A 16,806-nucleotide genomic window follows, 5' to 3' on the forward strand; every position below is an offset into this window, starting at 1 on the left:
GCCGTGTCGTCCGCTGATCTCTACGGCGAGCTGCGTCCGCGGGCGTTCGCCATCGCGTACCAGATGCTCGGCAGCGTGAGCGAGGCCGAGGACGTGGTGCAGGAGGCGTTCCTGCGGATGCACCAGACGCTGGGCCGCAACGAGCAGATCACCTCGCCGCGCGCGTACGTCGCCACGCTCGTCACCCGGTTGTCCATCGACCACTTCCGCTCGGCGCGGGCGCGGCGGGAACGCTATGTCGGGGAGTGGCTGCCGGAGCCGGTGGTCACCGACGCCTCACCCGCCGACCACGCGGAGACCGCGGACTCACTGTCGCTGGCGTTCCTCGTACTCCTGGAGACCCTGTCGCCCCGGCAGCGGGCCGCCTTCCTGCTGCGGGAGGTGTTCGACTATCCGTACGTCGAGGTCGCCGCCATCCTCGGCACCGACGTCGACAGCACCCGGCACCTGGTGGCGAAGGCCCGTCTCCGCCTCCAGGAGCGTCGGCCTCGCTACCACGCCACGCGGCGGCAGCGCGATGAGCTGGCTCGGCGGTTCGTCGCCGCCACCGAACAGGGTGACCTGCCGGCGCTGGAGGCGCTGCTGGCACAGGACGTGGTGCTGCACGGCGACGGGGGCGGGAAGGTTCCCGCGCTGGCGTCGCCGATCAACGGCCGGCAGCGGGTGGCACGGCATCTGGCGACCGCGATGTCCGTGGTGGCGCCGCACGGTGGGGTACGGATGCGGATCGCCGAGGTCAACGGCCGGCCCGGTGCGCTGATCTTCGACTCTCGGGACCGGCTCTTCGGCGTGGTGGGCCTCGACATCGCCGACGGTGCGATCCAGGCGATCCACTCCATCGTCAACCCCGACAAGTTGCGTCATCTCGACTCGGTCAGCGACCTCGGTGCGCGGATCCGCGCCGGCCGTCGTCAGCACTCCTGAACCGGGGCGCCTGGTGTCACCCGGGCGCCCCTCGACGACTGTCAGTACGGGTATCCGGGGATGTTGAGCCGCACGCTGTAGAGGCCGGAGTCGTTGCGCTGGCCGGAGGTGATGTAGAGGGTCTGCCGGTCGGGACCGCCGAAGGCCACGTTCGTGGTGCCGGAGTTGGCGGCCCGGATCGTGCCGAGCTGGGTGCCGGTGGGGGAGTAGACGTGGACCTGGCCATCGAAACCCGATGTCCAGTACACGTTGCCGGCACAGTCGATCGTCCCGCCGTCCGGACCGCCCACGTAGTTCACGAAGACGCTGCGGGCGCCGGTGCTGCCGTCGGCCGCGACCGCGTACTTGTAGATCTTGTTCTCGGAGTACGCGCCCACGTAGAGCGCCGTCCCGTCGGGTGAGAGCGAGATGCCGTTGGGCTGGCGTAGCCGGTCGTCGACGAGCGACACCTGACCGCCGGAGACGCGGAAGACGCTTGTGCGACCGTTCATCTGGTCGGCGCGGTTGCCGCGCTGGAAGTTGGGGTCGGTGAAGTAGGCGACGCCGTCCGACCGGACCGCGACGTCGTTGGGCGAGTTGAACGCCCGGCCCTGGTAGTTCACCGCGACGGTGCTGCGGGAGGAGTCGCTCAGCCGGTACGCGGACACGTTCCGCTGGTCGTGGGTGGCCGCGATGATCTGCTGGGAGTCGGCGCTGAGCGCCAGGCCGTTGCTGCCGGCGTTGGCGATGAACGTGTCGAAGGTCGCCGGCGGGGTGAAGCGGCGGATCGTGGACGGCTGCACGTTGTATGGACCCGTGCCGGCGGCCATGTCGGACATCAGCAGATAGCCGCCGTCGGCGACCCAGACCGGCCCCTCGAGGAACGAGAACCCACCCTGGATCTTCGTGGCCGACAGGGAACTCGCCGGTAGCGGTGATCCGTAACTGACCCCCGTCGGGCAGACCCCGGACGGCGCACCGGGCGGGCCGGCGAGCGCGGCGTGAGCGCTGACCGGAGCGGCGTCCACGGCTGTCGAGGGTGTGGCGGCGGCACCGGCGGCGAACGGCGCGGAGCCGACCGCGAGGCACAGCCCGGCGAGTGCGGCAATTGTGGGACGCCAGGTCATCGAATGCTCCAATCGGCGTCGGCCGTTTGCGTGGACCGGCGGTAGGTGGCGTGCGAGCACGCGGGGGACCAGCACGTTGGGGGTGCGGGCCGTCGATGTGTCACTCGGCAGCCTAGGTGACGAACGAGTGCGTCGCACCTGTTTCGCGGCGGTTAATTCGCCCGATATTACAAAGATGCTGGTCAATGCATAATCGGCGGTTGGAATATTCGCCCGGTCGTACCGCGCCGGTCCCGGACTCTGGATCGTTTCAACGACCCGGGTCCATGGGTACGCTCCCACCCGCTGCACCCTCGATCAACGGAGACCTATCGTGATCATGGCTTTGCTGCTCGACCTCGCCAACATCGTCGGCGGCTTCCTGCTCGCCGTCGCCCTGCTGCGGCTGCTGCCGCGGGTCGGCGACGACCTGGGCCGCCTCGCCGGTCGGGCCGCCCCGATCGCGTGGGTGGTCGGCGTCGTCGCGCTCGTGACCGGCGGCTACTACCTCATCGTCCACCTGGTGTCCGGACCCCGGGTGTTCCACTTCGAGGTGGTGGGGATCGGCGTCGGGCTCGCCCTGCTGTGGGAGCGGCTGACCGGACGGCCGGCGCCACGTGGCGAGCAGCCGACCGGAGCGACCGGCGTCCGCCTGCTGCTCGCGATCTTCGGTCTCATCGCGATCGTCGTCGGCATCCAGGGGCTCTTCACCCCGGACGGCTGACCGGGCCACCCGCGCCCGACGCGGCCGTGCGGTGGGTCGACCGGTCCGTCGCTCGTACCGTGCCCCGGTCAGGAGCGGGACACGAGGCCGGATTCCCAGGCCCAGGCGGCGATGCGGACGCGCGTGACGTTTCCGAGCTTCAGGGAGATGTGGGCAACGTGGGTCTTGACGGTGCCCGGCGAGACGTGGAGTTCCGCGCCGATCTCGTCGTTGCTCAGCCCGCGTGCCACGAGCATGGCGACGTCCCGTTCGCGGGCGGTCAGGGGCGGGTCCGCCTGGCGGGCTTCGCGATCGGTTCTGAGCCGTTCCAGCAAGCGGACGGTGACTTCGGGGCTGATCAGGGCATTGCCCGCCAGCGCGGCTCGGACGGCCTCGATGAGCAGCCCGGGTGCCGAGACCTTCAGCAGGAAACCACTCGCCCCGCTGCGCAACGCCCGGCCGACGTACTCGTCCTCGTCGAAGGTGGTCACGACGATCACCTTCGTGCCCAACTCGGGTGCGGCGGTGACGCGGCTGACGAGTTCGAGGCCGTCCATGCCGGGCATCCTGATGTCCGCCAGCAGCACCGCGGGGCGCAGGCGGCGGACCAGGTCCCAAGCCACGTTGCCGTTGCCGGCCTCACCGACGACGGTCAGGTCGGGCTGCGCCGCCAGCACCATGCGAAAACCGTGCCGGACCATGTCGTGGTCGTCGGCGATCACCACTGTGGTCATGACGTCGCCTTCCCGATGCCCAGCCGCAGGCGCGTCAGCGTGGGCATCGACTCAGTGTAGGGGGAGGGTGACGCGTACCTGCCACGATCCCTGCTCGCGACCGGCACGCATGGTGCCGTCGAGCGCCTCCACCCGGGCCCGGAGGGAGGCCAGGCCGGTGCCCTGACCCTCGGCCCGTGGTGGTGTCGCTCCGGTCGACGGTTCGTTCGCGACCACGAGGTCCAGGTGGCCGTCCCGTTGGGTCACCGACACCCGCACCGCGACGGCGGTGCGGGCATGCCGGGCGACGTTCGTGAGGGCCTCGACGATCACCCGGTACGCCGTGGCCTGGACCGCGGCGGAGATGTCGCCGTGTCCCGCCACCGCCATGGTCAGCTCGACCGGGATCGGGTGGGCGTCGACGAGGTCCGGTACGTCGGCGAGGCCGTACTGGTGGGTCGGGTGTCCGTCGTCCCGCATGAGCCGGATGCTGCGGTCGAGACGCCGCAGCGCCCGGGCGGCGGCCTGCTCGACCTGCGCGACGAGCGCTCCCGGGTCGCTCGCGCCGACCACCCGAGCCGACTGGGCCAGGACCGCGATGCCGGCGATGTCGTGGGCGACGTAGTCGTGCAGATCCGCGGCGAGCTGGCGGCGTTGCGCGGACCGGGCCTGCTCCACGACGGTCGCCCGCAGCTCGTCGAGGCCGCGCAGGTAGCGACCGAGCAGCGCTCCGGCCAGCACTGTGGAGGCACCCAGGGCGCCCAGGAACATCTGCTCGCCGACGGCGGCGTCGGGCAGGAGTCGGAACCCGATCGCCGACCCGGGCAACAGCAGGAGCACTCCGGTCAGCCGGCCGGCCCGGCCGGCGCCGCGGCTCACCGCGACGGCGAGGGTGGTCAGCGCGCCGACGTCGATCGTGGTCCACAGCAGGAGCTTGCTGGAGTCGTTGCCGTCGTCGACGAAGTCGTAGCCGAGCCACCGCCACGCCCAGAGGCTCCCGCCCAGCGAGACGACGGCCGCCAGGGCGGCGAGCGGCACCCGGGGGAGTCGGGACGACGAGATCGCCAGTGTCGCGGCGAGGACCGAGACCCAGGCGGTCAGGCGCAGCGGGGTCGGCTGGCCGTACCAGGGCGCCAGGACGGTGACGATTCCGGCCGCCAGCCCGGCGAGCCGCTTCACGCCGGTCAGCATCTCACGATGAGACCAGATCAACTGTCACGCCCGATTCCACGACTATCGTGCCGGCGTGCGCCCCGTTGACCTGGTGGTCGAAGAAGCTGGTCAGCGCGCGGCGGACAGTGCGGTACGCCAACGCGTGCACCTCCCCGACGTCCCGCCGCACGACTGGTTCGGCGCGGGGGTAGCGCTCGGCGATCTGTGCCAACACCACCCCGTCGTCGGTGAGCGACCGTGGAGACGCGCCGGGGATGGTGACCCTCGCCCGCCAGCCGGAGCGCGGGAGGTCGCGGTGCGTGCCGATGGGCGAGCCCCCGATGATGAGCAGGGGCACCATGCCGGTGTCGGTGACGTCGGCGGTGCCGGTCAGGTCCGCGACGGCCGACACTCCGGGCAGCCCGGCGAGGTGCGCTCGTTGTCTGGCGTCCGAGCCGGTCCACCCAAAGAGGCCCACCCGCCGCAGGTCCAGCACGCGGCTCACCTGCCGGTCCAGGCTGGAGAGTTTCCTCGTGACGTACTCGAGGTCGGCGACCCTGGTGGTGTCGGCATCGAGGCGCCCGACGGTGGCGACGGCGTCGCTGGGCTCGATCACCCGTCGAGTGGGATAGAGATCGACCACCGGCGCGTCGAACGGGTGGTCGACGGTGACGACCACGTATCCGCGGCTCGCCAGTTCCTCGGCGATGCCGTTGTACGCCGACCGCATCACCCCGGGTGGTGGCGAGCCGACCAGGACGGGGAACGAGCCGTCGGCCGGCGGCGCCCACTCGTGGGAGTGGGTGCGGAACATCCAGTTGACCTCGTCCGGTAGCAGTCCCAGGCGTCGCTCTTCGGCGGGCGCCCAGGCCAGGCCGCCGAATTCGGTCAGGGCGGGTGCCACCGCGTAGTGCGCCAAGGGCCGGGACCCGGAGTCGGCCGGGTAGTGCACGTCGAGCATCAGCGTCCGGTCACTGTCCGGGCGCCAGGGGTCGCGGCGGTCCTGGTCCACGAGCCGCATCCGTCGTACGCCCACGTCGTGCGATCCGGTCGGCGGTGGCAGGGCAGGGCTGAACGTGGCTCGCCAGCCGTCGGTGTCGCCATGGCGGGGTAGCACCATCATGGCGGTCCCGGCGAGGAGGAACCCCACGAGCGCGGATGTCAGCTGTCGCCTTCGCATGGGTCGATCCTGCACAGGCGACACGTGCCCGCGCGTCTCCCGACCGGTAGAGGTCGAGCGGTTCGAGGCCACCGGTCCACCCCGTACGGCAGATGTCGAGCCCACCCCCGCTGGCCGACACTGACCGGCATGACAGCATCGGTGGCACGCAACGGCGGGCGGCGGTCCTGGCGGCGGTGGGCGGCGGCCGCGGCGAGCGGATGGGCCTGGTTCCTCGTCGTGCTGGGCATCTTCTGGTCCTTGGGCGGTGCCGGCTACCCCTTCGGTCACAACGACCGCACCGGGCCGGACTACTCGTCGCTGCTGGCCGGCGTGGAGCGTGCCGTGGGTGGCCCGCTCATCACCGTGTTCGGTGTGGCGGCGCTTGTCGTGGCCGGGCGGCTCGACGGACGTGACCGCCAACCGACTCGACGTCGAGCCGGGATCGTCGGCGGTGTCGCCGTCGCGGCGGTCATCGTGTGCGTCGTGCTGGACGGACGGATGATCGTGATGTTGCCGCCGTTGGGCATTCTCCCGATCGGTTGGCTGCGGGCGGACTGGCCGACGCTGTTCCAGGTCGTCGCAGCGGCCGGCGCGGCCCTGTTCCTCCTGGCGAGCGTCGCCTACGCCGACGGCACGAGCGACCACGACCCGCGTGCTCTGCGCCGTCGCCGCGCCGCCTGGCTCCGGGCGGGCCGGATCGCCACCTACGTGGCGATCGCGTGCCCACTGCCGTACGCGGTGATCCGGGTGGCCTGGTCTCGGGGCTGGGCCCTCGGGGCACCGGAACCCTTCGTCAGGTCCCTGCTGCGCAACCAGCCGGAGAACGTGTACATCGAGCCGACCCTCGCCTCGTTCGCCACAGCGGGTGCTGTGCTGACCGCCGGGTTGCTCTGTCGCTGGGGCAGGGTGTTTCCACGCTGGATCCCGGTGCTGCGCGGCCGCGTCGTACCGATGTGGTTCCCGCTGCTGCTCGGCGGGTCGGCCGTCGTCGGCATCTTCGGATTCGGTCGCGGGCTGCTGCTGGACCAGTTGGGCGTGGACCTGCCCGGTCAGCTCGACACGTTTCAGGCGTGGGGAGAGCCGGTCCACGACTGGGCGTACTGGGGGGCCGGCGGCCTGGGCTGGTGCCTCTTTCCGCTGTGGTCGATCTCGTTGGCGGTCGCCCTGGCCGGCTACTACCACCGCTACGCCCCGTCCGCCGGAGAGGCGCCGAGCGCCGGAGCCGATTTCGCGGCGATATCTGGGGATGGTGGCGGCGGGGACGCGGTGTCGCTCAGAGGCCGGCGAGGGTGAGCAGACGCTCCATCTCGGCAACGGGCAGCGTCGGTGCCGCGGCGGCCGTCCGCGCCACAAACTCGCTGTCATCCGCGAGGAGGGCGCGGCGTGCGTGGGCCGGTAGTCGCGGATGCCCGGCGACAGTCTGGCGGACCGTGCTGTCCGGGTCGGCGGCCAGGCGTTCGATCAGCTCGACGGGCAGGTCCGGATCTCGGGGGGCCAGACTGCGCATGCGGGGATCCGGGTCGCTGGCGAGCCGGCGCAGGGTCGATGCCGGGAGCGGGAGGACGTCGGCGGGACGCCAGTCGGTCTTCTTGTCCGACCGGAAATCACGGTCGATGCGCTCGGCGGTGGCCGGGTCGACCAGGTGTGGGGCGTGCCTGGCCATTGTCGTACGGACGCCACTGTCGTCGTCGTGGAGCAGTCGGAGGACCGCGTCGGCCGGCAGCGCCGGGCTGTGTGCCGCGGATCGCCGGAAGCAGATGTACGGGGAGGACACGTGGGGCAGCGGGTCCGCGGTGACCCAGTCCAGCCGCAGGTGTCGCAGCTCGGAGACGCTCAGGTGGTCTTCGAACCGCTGCAACACCTCGTCGTCGTCGAGGTCGCCGCCGAGGACCTCGGTGAGCGGGCGCTCGCCGCGCTGGATGTCCGCATAGATGCCGTGACGCGTCGGCTCGGGCGTGTCCGGGCGCCGGAAGACCCCCACCCGCACGTTCGCGCTGGGATCCTCGGCCAGCACGTCCCGCACCGACGGGGGGAGCTGCGGGTGCTCGGCCACCTGCCGGCGGACCTGGTGGTCGGGGTCACCCGCCAGCCGGGCGGCCAGGGCCGGGGTCAGGACCGCGTGGCGTACGGCGCCGGTGCGGGTGACCGGATCGTCGAGCAGGCGCGCCACGAGGTCGGGCGGCGGCACCGGATGCGGTAGCCGTGCGTAGTAGGTCGAGCAGGCCGCCGCGCGAACGCTGTCGACGGGGTCGGTGAGCAGGACCCGCCGGACCGCCTCGGGTGCCTGCGTCCACCACCGTGCGAGCGTGGCCCGGACCGCCGGCTCGGGATCGGTGGCGAGGCGGGCGAGTAGATCGGCTGGCACATCGTCGCGTTTCGCGAGGTATTCCCGTGCCCGCGGCCCCGGATCGTTGATCAGCCGTTCGTGCAGCTCGCGGGGCGCGTCCCGGGCGCCCACGACCAGGGCGGCGCGGACCGCCGGGTCGGGGTACGTCGTCAGCCGCATCCGGACGGCGTGCGGCAGGTGGCGGTTGAGGGCGAGTGAGTGCAGCAGCCGGTGATCGTCCGACGCGAGGATCTCCTCGATCACGTCCGGGGGCAGGTCGGCGTACCTGGCCACGCCATCGGAGCCGCGGCGGTGGCGCACCAGCCGGCGGACCAGCTCGACCGGTAGCGCCGGGTTCTCGGCGAGACCGTCGAGCACCTCCGGAAGGTGGACTGGCGTCGGTCCGTCATCAGCCACCCGCTGCCCTCCCCGGATCCGTCGTGCCGGCACGAGTCTCGCCTGATCCGCGCGGATCGGGCGCCCTCGTCGAACCGGCCACTGTCGCGGGGCTCAGCCGGCGTCGCCCGTCGTGGCCTCCCCGGCGGCCGGTCGCTGGGCGGGCCGGCGGAACGGATCGTCCCGGGCCGGCACCGCCTGCTGGCCCCGATCGGTCGACCGCGCCGCTGGCTGCGACGGCATCCGTGGCGACTCGCCGGTCTCGGTGACCAGCCGCTCGGTCTCCTGCACCAGATAGTGCGGCCGGCGCTTCGTCTCGTAGTAGATCCGGCCGATGTATTCCCCGATCACACCCAGGATGGTCATCTGGATGCCGCCGAGCCCGATCACGCTGACGATGATCGTGGTGTACCCGGGAACGTCGATGCCCTTCTCGATGGCGTCCGCGACCACCCAGGCCATGTAGACAAGTGCGATGAGGGTGAGGAACATGCCGCCGTAGATCGCCAGGCGCAGGGGCCGGTTGTTGAACGACAGCAGGCCGTCGAACGCGTAGTTGAACAGCTTGCCGAACGTCCACCTGCTCCGCCCCGTCTGCCGGGTCTCGTTGCGGTGGGCCACCACGACCGTGCGGAAGCCGATCCAGGAGAACAGTCCCTTGGAGAACCTGTTGTATTCCGGCATCGCCAGGATCGCGTCCACGGCGAGCCGGGACAGCAGCCGGAAGTCGCCCGCCCCGTCCTGCAGGCGCACGTCGATCCACCAGTTGATCATCCGGTAGAAGGACCGCGAGGCGACCATGCGGACGAACCGGTCACCCCGCCGGTCCCGGCGGGCGATCACCTGGTCGAAGCCCTGCCGGTAGAGAGCCACCATCTCGGGCAGCAACCGCGGCGGGTGTTGCAGGTCGGCGTCCATGATGACGACGGCGTCGCCGGTGGCCCGTTGCAGGCCGGCGAGCATCGCCGCCTCCTTGCCGAAGTTGCGGCTCAGCGACGTGTAGCAGACCGCCGGGTCGGCGGCGGCGAGCCGGCGCAACGCCTCGAGGGTGCCGTCCTCGCTGCCGTCGTCGACGTACACCACCTCGACATCCAGGTCCGACAGCTCGGCGAGGGTGGCCGTGACGGTCTCGTGCAACCGCTCCACCGACGATTCCTCGTTGAAGCAGGGCACCACGATGGACAACCGCACCCCGCTCACCCCGCCCGGCCGGTGATCGGGCATCCGCCGTCGGGGCTCGCGGCGCCTTCCCGATCAGAGGCGGTAGAGCAGCGTGCCATCGAGATCCTCCCGAGTGATGCCCAGCCCGTCGATGGGCCGGGCCGCGATGCCGTCCCACGGCGTCCCCGCCGTGCGGTCCGGCACGGCCACCACCGACCGCACGCCGATCCCCCGCAGGTACGCGACACTGCCGGCGTCGGGGAACGATGCCACCGCGATCCGGGTCTGCGCCTGGCTGACCGGCTCGAACCCGGCCAACCCGTTGGTCACCCGGGGGAACCCGTCGGTCGTCCACAACATGTACGTCAGATCGCCCACGCCGCCCGCGGGCAGCACCAGGATCGGGTCCTGCGCGGCCCGCATCGCGGCCGGTGGCGGAGTCACCGTCGGGTGGGGTGTCCGGTTGACGCCCTCCAGGGTGACCAGGGCCAGCGGCACCAGCAGGACCACCGGCATGAGCATCCGCGTCCAGCGGCGGGCCGAGGGCTGGTCCGACGATGCCGAGGTCTGACCCGATGATTCGGCCAGCGCCGTCACCGCTCCGGCGGCGAGCAAGGCCAGCAACAGGCTGGTCCAGTGCATCATCCGGCCCGGTGTGCGCAGGGCGTCCCAGCCCGGCAGGGAGGTGGACAGGGTCAGGTAGCCCGGGTCTCCGTCACCGCCGAGGGTCGAGCCCAGGCCCAACAGCACCGTGCCGAGCACGCCGAGGCCCAGCGCGACCCGGTGCCGAGCCCGGTACGTCGAGATGAACAGGCCCGCCGCGGCCAGCGCGATGAGCGTGATCCCCGGCAGCAGCGCCATCTCCGGCGGCCAGGACAGCTGTTCGCGTGCGGCGGCGTGCCGCTCACCCCACAACCACGAGTCGCCCGGTGCGGTCACGAACCCGATGAGGGGAGGAGAGAACATCTTCGTCCACTCCAACCCCCGTTCGGCCTGCGGGTTGAGGTCGACGACGCGCAGGTAGACCAGACCGAGCAGCACCGTCACCGCGCCGAACACGGCACCGCCGCCCAGATCCGCGAGCAGCAACCGCCGACCGAACGGTGGGCGCTCCCGCTTGCGCCACCAGGACCAGCCGTGGCAACCGGCTGCCACCAGCACCGCGGCCAGCAGGAAGTAGACAAGGGGTAGCCCGATACCGAAACCGAGCGTCACCTGCCAGGCGGCGACGAGCCACCCGGCCAACGCCCAGCCGGGCCGCCGTCGCTCCGGCCGGTAACCGTGGCGCAGCGACCAGCCGTGCCCACGGGCCAGCATCGCCAGGCACAGCGCGATGCCTCCGCTGGACAGGATGTTGAGGTGGCCGGCGTGCGCCAACCGCCAGGGCGCGAACGCCCACGCGATCCCGGCGACCGCCCCGCCCCACCTGTTCGCGCCGAGCTGCCGCGCCAGCACGTACGCCCCGAAGGCCGCGAGCGCGTGCAGCAGCACGTAGAGCACGTTGTACCGGATCACGGCCGCCTCGAAGCCGGAGCCGAGCATCCCGATCGGGGCGTACCCGAGCAGGGTGTCGCTGTAGGCGTACGTGTATTTCTCCGGGAAGAACGTGTTCGAGTCCCAGAGGTTGGCCGGACTGTTCAAGAGCGCATGCCCTGACCAGGCGACCTGCCACGCCTGCAACGTCGGGTCGCCGAGGTCGTTGGGGATCGTGCTCGCCGGGTGTCGCATCGTCGGCCAGGTCAGCACCACCGACAGCAGCAGACTGCCCAGTGCCGCCAGGGTCCATTCGTGACGCGCCCAGCGCCACCGGCCCCGCCCGTCCGTTGCCCGGTCGTCGGCCGTCTGATCCGGGCTCGCGTCTTCGGCGGTTCGCTGAGCGGCGGTGGAGCGGGTATTCACGGAATAGATCCTCTCCGATGACCTGGGCATTGTCCAACATGTGTCCGAAGCATGGTTCCACGGGGTGGCATGGCCCGCCCATCGTTACCAACGCGATCGTGGCGGCGCACGACGCGATCGGGGCCGGCCGGGCGGTCGCCGGCCGGTCCGGTGCGGTCCGCGCGGTGGTCGGCTCATTCTGCACGGCATCCGGCGAGGGCTGGTGGGCCGCCCACGGATGGCCTAATCTACTAGGTACCTAGTAGATTGAGGTGGTGAGGTGATCGAGTTTCACCTGGACCTGCGATCCGGGGTCGCGCCGTACATGCAGCTCATCCAGCAGGTACGGCACGCGCTCCGGCTCGGTGTCCTGAACGAGGGCGACAAGCTGCCCACCATCAAGGAGGTGGTGGCCCGGGTCGCGATCAACCCGAACACGGTGTCCAAGGCGTACCGCGAGCTGGAGTACGAGGGCCTGGTCATGGCCCGGCCAGGGCTGGGCACGTTCGTCACCCGCACGCTGGGCAGCGACTCGCTGAGCAAGCACGAACCGCTGCGGCAGGACCTGACGCGCTGGCTGACCGAGGCTCGGGAGGCGGGCCTGGACGACGAGAGCATCGAGGCGCTCTTCCTGAGCAGTTTTCGGGCGTTTTCGGAGGCCCGAGCATGACTAGCGCACTGAGCGCGGGCGGTCTGACCAAGCGGTACGGACGGCGTACCGCTCTCAGGGACTGCACCCTGGACATCCCGGCTGGCCACGTCGTGGGCCTGGTCGGGCCGAACGGCGCCGGTAAGTCCACCCTGTTGCAGTTGGCCTGCGGGCTGCTCAATCCGACCGCAGGGCGGATCGAGGTGCTCGGTGCGCGGCCGGTCAGCGGGTCGCCGCGGGTCGGGTTCGTCGCGCAGGACACCCCGATCTATCCCAGCCTGACCGTCGCGGACCACCTGCTGATGGGCGCGCACCTCAACCCGTCCTGGGACGGTGCGCTCGCCAGGCAACGAATCGCCCAGGTCGGCCTGGACCCGGCACAGAAGGCCGGCAAACTCTCCGGCGGCCAGCGCGCCCAACTGGCCCTGACCGTCGCCGCGGCGAAGCGGCCCAGCCTCCTGTTGCTCGACGAGCCGGTGGCGGCACTCGACCCGCTCGCCCGGCGCCACTTCCTGCAGGGGCTGATGGAGCTGACCGCCGAGCAGAGCATGAGCATCGTCATGTCCTCGCACCTGGTCGCCGACCTGGAGCGGGTCTGCGACTACCTGATCGTGCTTGTCGAATCTCGGGTACGGGTGGCCGGCGACGTGGACGACCTGCTCGCCACCCACCACCGCCTGGTCGGCCAGCGGCGCGACACCACCGACCTGGGCGTCGGGCGAGCCCTGGTGGAGCAGAGCCACACGGACGTGCAGTCGACCCTGGTGGTACGCAGCACCGCACCGATCGACGACCCGTCCTGGCAGGTCGACCGACTCGACCTGGAGGACATCGTGCTGGCGTACATGAGCGGAGCCGCCGGCAACGGGCCGGACCGGATGCTGGAGGGACAGCGATGATCTGGATGACCTGGCGGCAGTTCCGGACCCCGGCCCTGGCCACCGGCGCCCTGTTGGTGGTGGTCCTGGGCGGCCTGGCGCTGACCTGGTCGGAGGTGACGGAACTAGCCTCGCGGACCGGATACACCGGCTGCCAGGGCGATGCCTGCCGCGCCGCGGGCGAAGCCTTCCTCCAGGCACTGCAACCGGGGTGGGCGAGCGAGTTCCACATCGCAGCCATCGCAGTCCTGTATCTGCTGCCCGCCCTCGTGGGCATCTTCTGGGGGGCGCCGCTGGTGGCCCGGGAGTTGGAGTCCGGCACGTACCGAATGGTCTTCAGTCAGTCCGTCAGCCGCGGCCGCTGGCTGCTGGCTGCTGGTCAAGCTGGCGGTCGGCGGCGGTGCCGCCGCGCTCGGCGCGGGCCTGCTCAGCCTGATGCTGAGCAGATGGGCGCAGCCGATCGACGGAGCCACGGCGGATCGGATGAACCCGTTGGTGTTCGCGGCCCGAGGAATCGTGCCGGTCGGCTATGCGGCGCTGGCCTTCCTGGTGGGTGTCACGACCGGGCTGCTGCTGCGGCGGACCCTCGCCGCGATGGCGGTGACCCTACTGGTCATCGTCAGCGTCCAGATCGCCGCGCCGTTCGTGGTGCGCCCCTGGCTGGCCCAGCCGATCACCATGGTCACCCCGCTGCGGGTGGACGGGGAGTACGGATTGTCGCTGAGCCCCGACAGTGGGGAGATGAGGATCCATCTCGAGCCCGACCGCAGAGGCGACTGGGTCCTGTCGAGCACCACGATCACCGCGACCGGAGCGGAGTTCCGGGGTCCGGCGGACATGACCCAGTGCGGCCCGTTGGCCCCCCGGGACCGCGAGACGTGCCCGAGGTGGCTGGAGAAGCAGAACCTCAGACAGGAGGTGGTCTACGTGCCCGGCTCGGCGTTCTGGATCCTGCAATGGCGCGAGTTCGGCGTGCTGTTCGCGCTGACCGCCGCGCTGTCCCTGTTCTCCCTCTGGTGGATCAGGCGACGGCTGGTCTGACGGGTCCTTCGTGGAACCGTCTACATCGAGGATCACGCTGTCGGCGGACGACGCAATCATCGGTCTGTCCTGCCTATCCCTGGCAGGATGTGGTTGCGTCGAGGCGAGGTCGCAATACTTCGAGTCATGAACGCGAGAGGACAGCTCGGCGACTTCCTCCAGGCCCGACGCTCCCAGTTGAGTCCGGCGGACGCCGGCGTGGTGACGTACGGCGACCGGCGTCGCGTCCAAGGGCTGCGCCGGGAGGAACTGGCCCTCCTGGCCGGTGTCAGCGCCTCGTACTATTCGCGCCTGGAGCAGGGGCAGGCCGTCAACGCCTCACCCGAGGTCCTCGAGGCGCTCGCCCGGGCACTGCAACTCGACGAGGCGGAACGTCGCCACCTGAGCGAACTCGCGGCCGGGACCCGTCGCCGGCCCCCCGTACGGCGTCCGCCGCCGGAGCGGGTGAGCCCGGCGGTACGCCAACTCGTCGCGACGCTCGGTGACGTACCCGTGCTGGTGCTCGGACGTCGTGCCGACGTGCTGGCCTGGACCATCGGTGGCCATGCCCTGTTCGCCGGTCACCTGGACCACCGGATCCCCGAGCGGCCGAACCAGCGCCCGAACATGGCACGGCTGGTGTTCCTGGACGCGCACACCCGCGACCTGTACGTGGACTGGCCTGCCAAGGCCCGCGCGGTGGTGGCGACGCTGCGGATGGTCTCCGGGCAGCACCCGAACGACCCGTTGCTGGCCGCGCTGGTGGGTGAGTTGACGGTGCGGAGTCCGGAGTTCGGCGCCCTGTGGGCTGACCACCGGGTCAAGGCCGGCGGCGGCAGCCGGTACGAGATGCGCCACCCGCTGGTCGGCGCGATGGCCGTGACCCAGCAGGCCCTGCAGACCGAGGACGGTCAGACGGTCGTCGTCGCCACCACGGAACCCGGTTCGGCGTCGCACGCCGCGATGACGCTGCTCGTGCACGGCGCCGTCACCTCCCGCGCCGGCACTCGGCAGCAGCCGGCCATGCGCGACTAGCGCCGCTTCTTCCACCGCGCGAAACGAGGTGCTCCGAAAGGAGCGCCAGGCCCTTCGCGCCCACGACAGCCGAGTCAATTCGGCTATTTCGAGAGGAACAGAAATGCGCAAGAGGATGATGACCCTCGCAGTGGCCCTCGCGGCGGCCGGGGTCGGCGTCGTGACGGTCCCACCGTCGGGCGTCGCCCAGGCGGGGGCCGCACGGGTGACCGCCGTCGAACTGGCGGCGCCGTCGTCCGCGCCGCTGCCCTCGCGGATCGCGGTCCACTTCGATCTGGCGAACGGGCAGATGCCGGAGAACATCGCGCTGGGTCCGGACGGCACGGCGTACGTCACCTTCGCGGCCGCCCGACAGGTCGCCGCCGTCAGCCCGTCCGGTGCGACGCGGATCCTGGCGACCCTGCCCGCACCGGCCGACGGCGGCGTGAACACGCCGGTGCTCGCGTTCGCGTTGACCACCGGCATCGTCCGGACGAGCGACGGCACTCTCTACTTCCTCTACGCCAGCGGTGACGCCGCCACCACCGGCCTGTACCGGCTGCGCCCCGGCCGGGCACCGCAGCGCATTGCCGCCCTGCCGGCTGCCGGACTGCCCAACGGCCTGGCGTACGACGCGGTGGCGCGCAGGTTCTACCTCACCGACTCGGTGCTCGGCACGATCTCGACAGTGCCCCTGGAAGGTGGCCGTGCCGAGATCTGGTCCTCGGCACCCGAACTCGCCTCGACGGGTTTCCTCGGTGCCAACGGCATCAAGGTACGCCCCGACGCGATCTGGGCGACGAATCTCGACCAGGGAACGTTGCTGCGCATCCCGCTGCGGCACGGCCGTCCCGGACCCGTCCGGGCGGTGGCGACCGGCCTGGTCGGCATCGACGACTTCGCCTTCGTGGGCGCCGGCGACCACCAGGTCGTCGCCGCCCTCAACGGGCCGAACACGCTGGTGAGCATCGACGCCGCCGGCCGTTCGCGAACGCTGATGAGCGGTGCCGACGGGTTGCGGAACCCGACCTCGGTGGCCGTCCGCGGCCGCACCCTCTACGTGCTCAGTGCCGCCTACACCACGGGCGTCGACCCCAACCTGGCGCTGGCCACCCTGCCGTCGTGCTGATCCGTCAGCCCCACTGATCATCCGGGTGCCCGCCACCGTCACGCGACGGTGGCGGGCGTCCGGCCTTTTCGTCATCGGGTCGGACTGGTGGTCGCGGGGCGCCAGGCCAGCCAGCCACGGCAGAGCACGTAGGCCGTCGCGACGACGGCGACCAGCCCGAGGTCGATGAAGGCCGACAGGCGTGCCTCGGCAACATCTCCGATCGCCATGCCGAACACCACGAGGGCGGTCTTGCCGGCGAGCACGATTTCCCAGACGCCGGCCGACTGGCGTGGCCGGAACGCGAGCAGGGCGAAGAGCCCGGCGAAGATGGCGAAGCTGGAGACTCGCCAGCCCTCGATGAACAGGCGGTCGTCGGGAGCGTCGAGGGTCAGCAGGAGGCCGTTGACGAACGCCACGACAGTGGCGAGGGCGGCGAGGGCCGCGAACCCTCGTCCGATGCGGTCGGTGGCGCCGGTGGGGGCGCTGGCGCCGGTGGTGTCGGTGGTGTCGGTGGTGTCGGTGGTGTCGGTGGTGTCGGTGGTGTCGGTGGGAAGGGCGGTCGCGGTGGTCATGAGATCCCCATCTCTGTGAAGCGAATTAAACTTACAGTCGTTAACTTACCCCCTTACCTAAC

At 71.1% G+C, this 16,806-nt stretch carries 16 protein-coding genes; 8 read left to right on the forward strand and 8 right to left on the reverse strand.

The window, feature by feature from the left end; all coding sequences use genetic code 11:
- The first annotated feature begins 3 nt into the window (after window positions 1-3).
- Window positions 4-924: an RNA polymerase sigma-70 factor gene (locus tag AB0C25_RS10070; protein ID WP_357371519.1), complete on the forward strand. Its 921-nt coding sequence runs from the start codon at window positions 4-6 to the stop codon at window positions 922-924.
- Window positions 925-965: 41 nt separating this feature from the next.
- Here AB0C25_RS10070 and AB0C25_RS10075 read toward each other — a convergent pair whose 3' ends face one another.
- The gene (locus tag AB0C25_RS10075; protein ID WP_357371521.1) at window positions 966-2,030 is read right to left on the reverse strand and encodes an SMP-30/gluconolactonase/LRE family protein; all 1,065 of its coding nucleotides are present in this window, start codon (window positions 2,028-2,030) and stop codon (window positions 966-968) included.
- A gap of 319 nt (window positions 2,031-2,349) precedes the next feature.
- On the opposite strand from AB0C25_RS10075, the gene AB0C25_RS10080 reads away from it, so the two are divergent.
- Entirely contained in the window at window positions 2,350-2,733 is a 384-nt protein-coding gene (locus AB0C25_RS10080) for a hypothetical protein (RefSeq protein WP_357371989.1), read from the forward strand.
- A 68-nt stretch (window positions 2,734-2,801) separates the two neighbouring features.
- On the opposite strand, the gene AB0C25_RS10085 is transcribed toward AB0C25_RS10080, so the two are convergent.
- From AB0C25_RS10085 to AB0C25_RS10095, 3 genes are read right to left on the reverse strand one after another with little or no spacing between them, the layout of a single operon-like run.
- On the reverse strand, window positions 2,802-3,446 hold the full coding sequence (locus AB0C25_RS10085) for a response regulator transcription factor (protein WP_357371523.1): 645 nt from the start codon (window positions 3,444-3,446) through the stop codon (window positions 2,802-2,804).
- A gap of 51 nt (window positions 3,447-3,497) precedes the next feature.
- Window positions 3,498-4,616, reverse strand: a complete 1,119-nt coding sequence (locus tag AB0C25_RS10090; RefSeq protein ID WP_357371525.1) for an ATP-binding protein — start codon at window positions 4,614-4,616, stop codon at window positions 3,498-3,500.
- Between the two features lies 1 nt (window position 4,617).
- Window positions 4,618-5,757, reverse strand: coding sequence for a hypothetical protein (locus tag AB0C25_RS10095; protein ID WP_357371527.1), 1,140 nt, complete (start codon window positions 5,755-5,757; stop codon window positions 4,618-4,620).
- Between the two features lie 129 nt (window positions 5,758-5,886).
- On the opposite strand from AB0C25_RS10095, the gene AB0C25_RS10100 reads away from it, so the two are divergent.
- Window positions 5,887-7,032: a hypothetical protein gene (locus AB0C25_RS10100; RefSeq protein ID WP_357371529.1), complete on the forward strand. Its 1,146-nt coding sequence runs from the start codon at window positions 5,887-5,889 to the stop codon at window positions 7,030-7,032.
- Here AB0C25_RS10100 and AB0C25_RS10105 read toward each other — a convergent pair.
- The 3 genes from AB0C25_RS10105 to AB0C25_RS10115 form a co-directional block, all read right to left on the reverse strand.
- Window positions 7,013-8,482 (reverse strand): hypothetical protein, encoded by a 1,470-nt coding sequence (locus AB0C25_RS10105; RefSeq protein ID WP_357371531.1) that lies wholly within the window; start codon window positions 8,480-8,482, stop codon window positions 7,013-7,015. The two genes, AB0C25_RS10100 and AB0C25_RS10105, sit on opposite strands and share 20 nt — an antisense overlap.
- Window positions 8,483-8,575: 93 nt before the next feature.
- Window positions 8,576-9,661 carry a glycosyltransferase family 2 protein gene (locus tag AB0C25_RS10110; protein ID WP_357371991.1) on the reverse strand — a complete coding sequence of 362 codons (1,086 nt, stop codon included), beginning with the start codon at window positions 9,659-9,661 and terminating at the stop codon, window positions 8,576-8,578.
- A gap of 54 nt (window positions 9,662-9,715) precedes the next feature.
- A complete protein-coding gene (locus AB0C25_RS10115; protein ID WP_357371533.1) occupies window positions 9,716-11,521 on the reverse strand; it encodes a hypothetical protein in 1,806 nt (601 codons plus the stop codon).
- 259 nt (window positions 11,522-11,780) lie between these two features.
- Here AB0C25_RS10115 and AB0C25_RS10120 point away from each other — a divergent pair, with 259 nt between their 5' ends.
- The 5 genes from AB0C25_RS10120 to AB0C25_RS10140 all read left to right on the forward strand — a co-directional run bounded on the left by AB0C25_RS10120 (window position 11,781) and on the right by AB0C25_RS10140 (window position 16,190).
- Window positions 11,781-12,170, forward strand: coding sequence for a GntR family transcriptional regulator (locus AB0C25_RS10120; protein WP_357371536.1), 390 nt, complete (start codon window positions 11,781-11,783; stop codon window positions 12,168-12,170).
- Entirely contained in the window at window positions 12,167-13,048 is an 882-nt protein-coding gene (locus tag AB0C25_RS10125; RefSeq protein ID WP_357371538.1) for an ABC transporter ATP-binding protein, read from the forward strand. The genes AB0C25_RS10120 and AB0C25_RS10125 overlap by 4 nt, the downstream gene beginning before the upstream one ends.
- 414 nt (window positions 13,049-13,462) lie before the next feature.
- Complete coding sequence (locus tag AB0C25_RS10130) at window positions 13,463-14,068, forward strand: hypothetical protein (RefSeq protein ID WP_357371540.1); 606 nt, start codon at window positions 13,463-13,465, stop codon at window positions 14,066-14,068.
- A gap of 126 nt (window positions 14,069-14,194) precedes the next feature.
- Window positions 14,195-15,082 (forward strand): helix-turn-helix transcriptional regulator, encoded by an 888-nt coding sequence (locus AB0C25_RS10135; RefSeq protein WP_357371542.1) that lies wholly within the window; start codon window positions 14,195-14,197, stop codon window positions 15,080-15,082.
- A gap of 103 nt (window positions 15,083-15,185) precedes the next feature.
- A complete protein-coding gene (locus AB0C25_RS10140; protein WP_357371544.1) occupies window positions 15,186-16,190 on the forward strand; it encodes a hypothetical protein in 1,005 nt (334 codons plus the stop codon).
- Between the two features lie 71 nt (window positions 16,191-16,261).
- Here the strand turns inward: AB0C25_RS10140 and AB0C25_RS10145 are convergent, their stop codons facing one another.
- Window positions 16,262-16,744 (reverse strand): hypothetical protein, encoded by a 483-nt coding sequence (locus AB0C25_RS10145; protein ID WP_357371546.1) that lies wholly within the window; start codon window positions 16,742-16,744, stop codon window positions 16,262-16,264.
- Window positions 16,745-16,806 lie beyond the last annotated feature (62 nt).

Source organism: Micromonospora sp. NPDC048839 (assembly GCF_040649915.1).
Taxonomy (GTDB): Bacteria; Actinomycetota; Actinomycetes; order Mycobacteriales; family Micromonosporaceae; genus Micromonospora.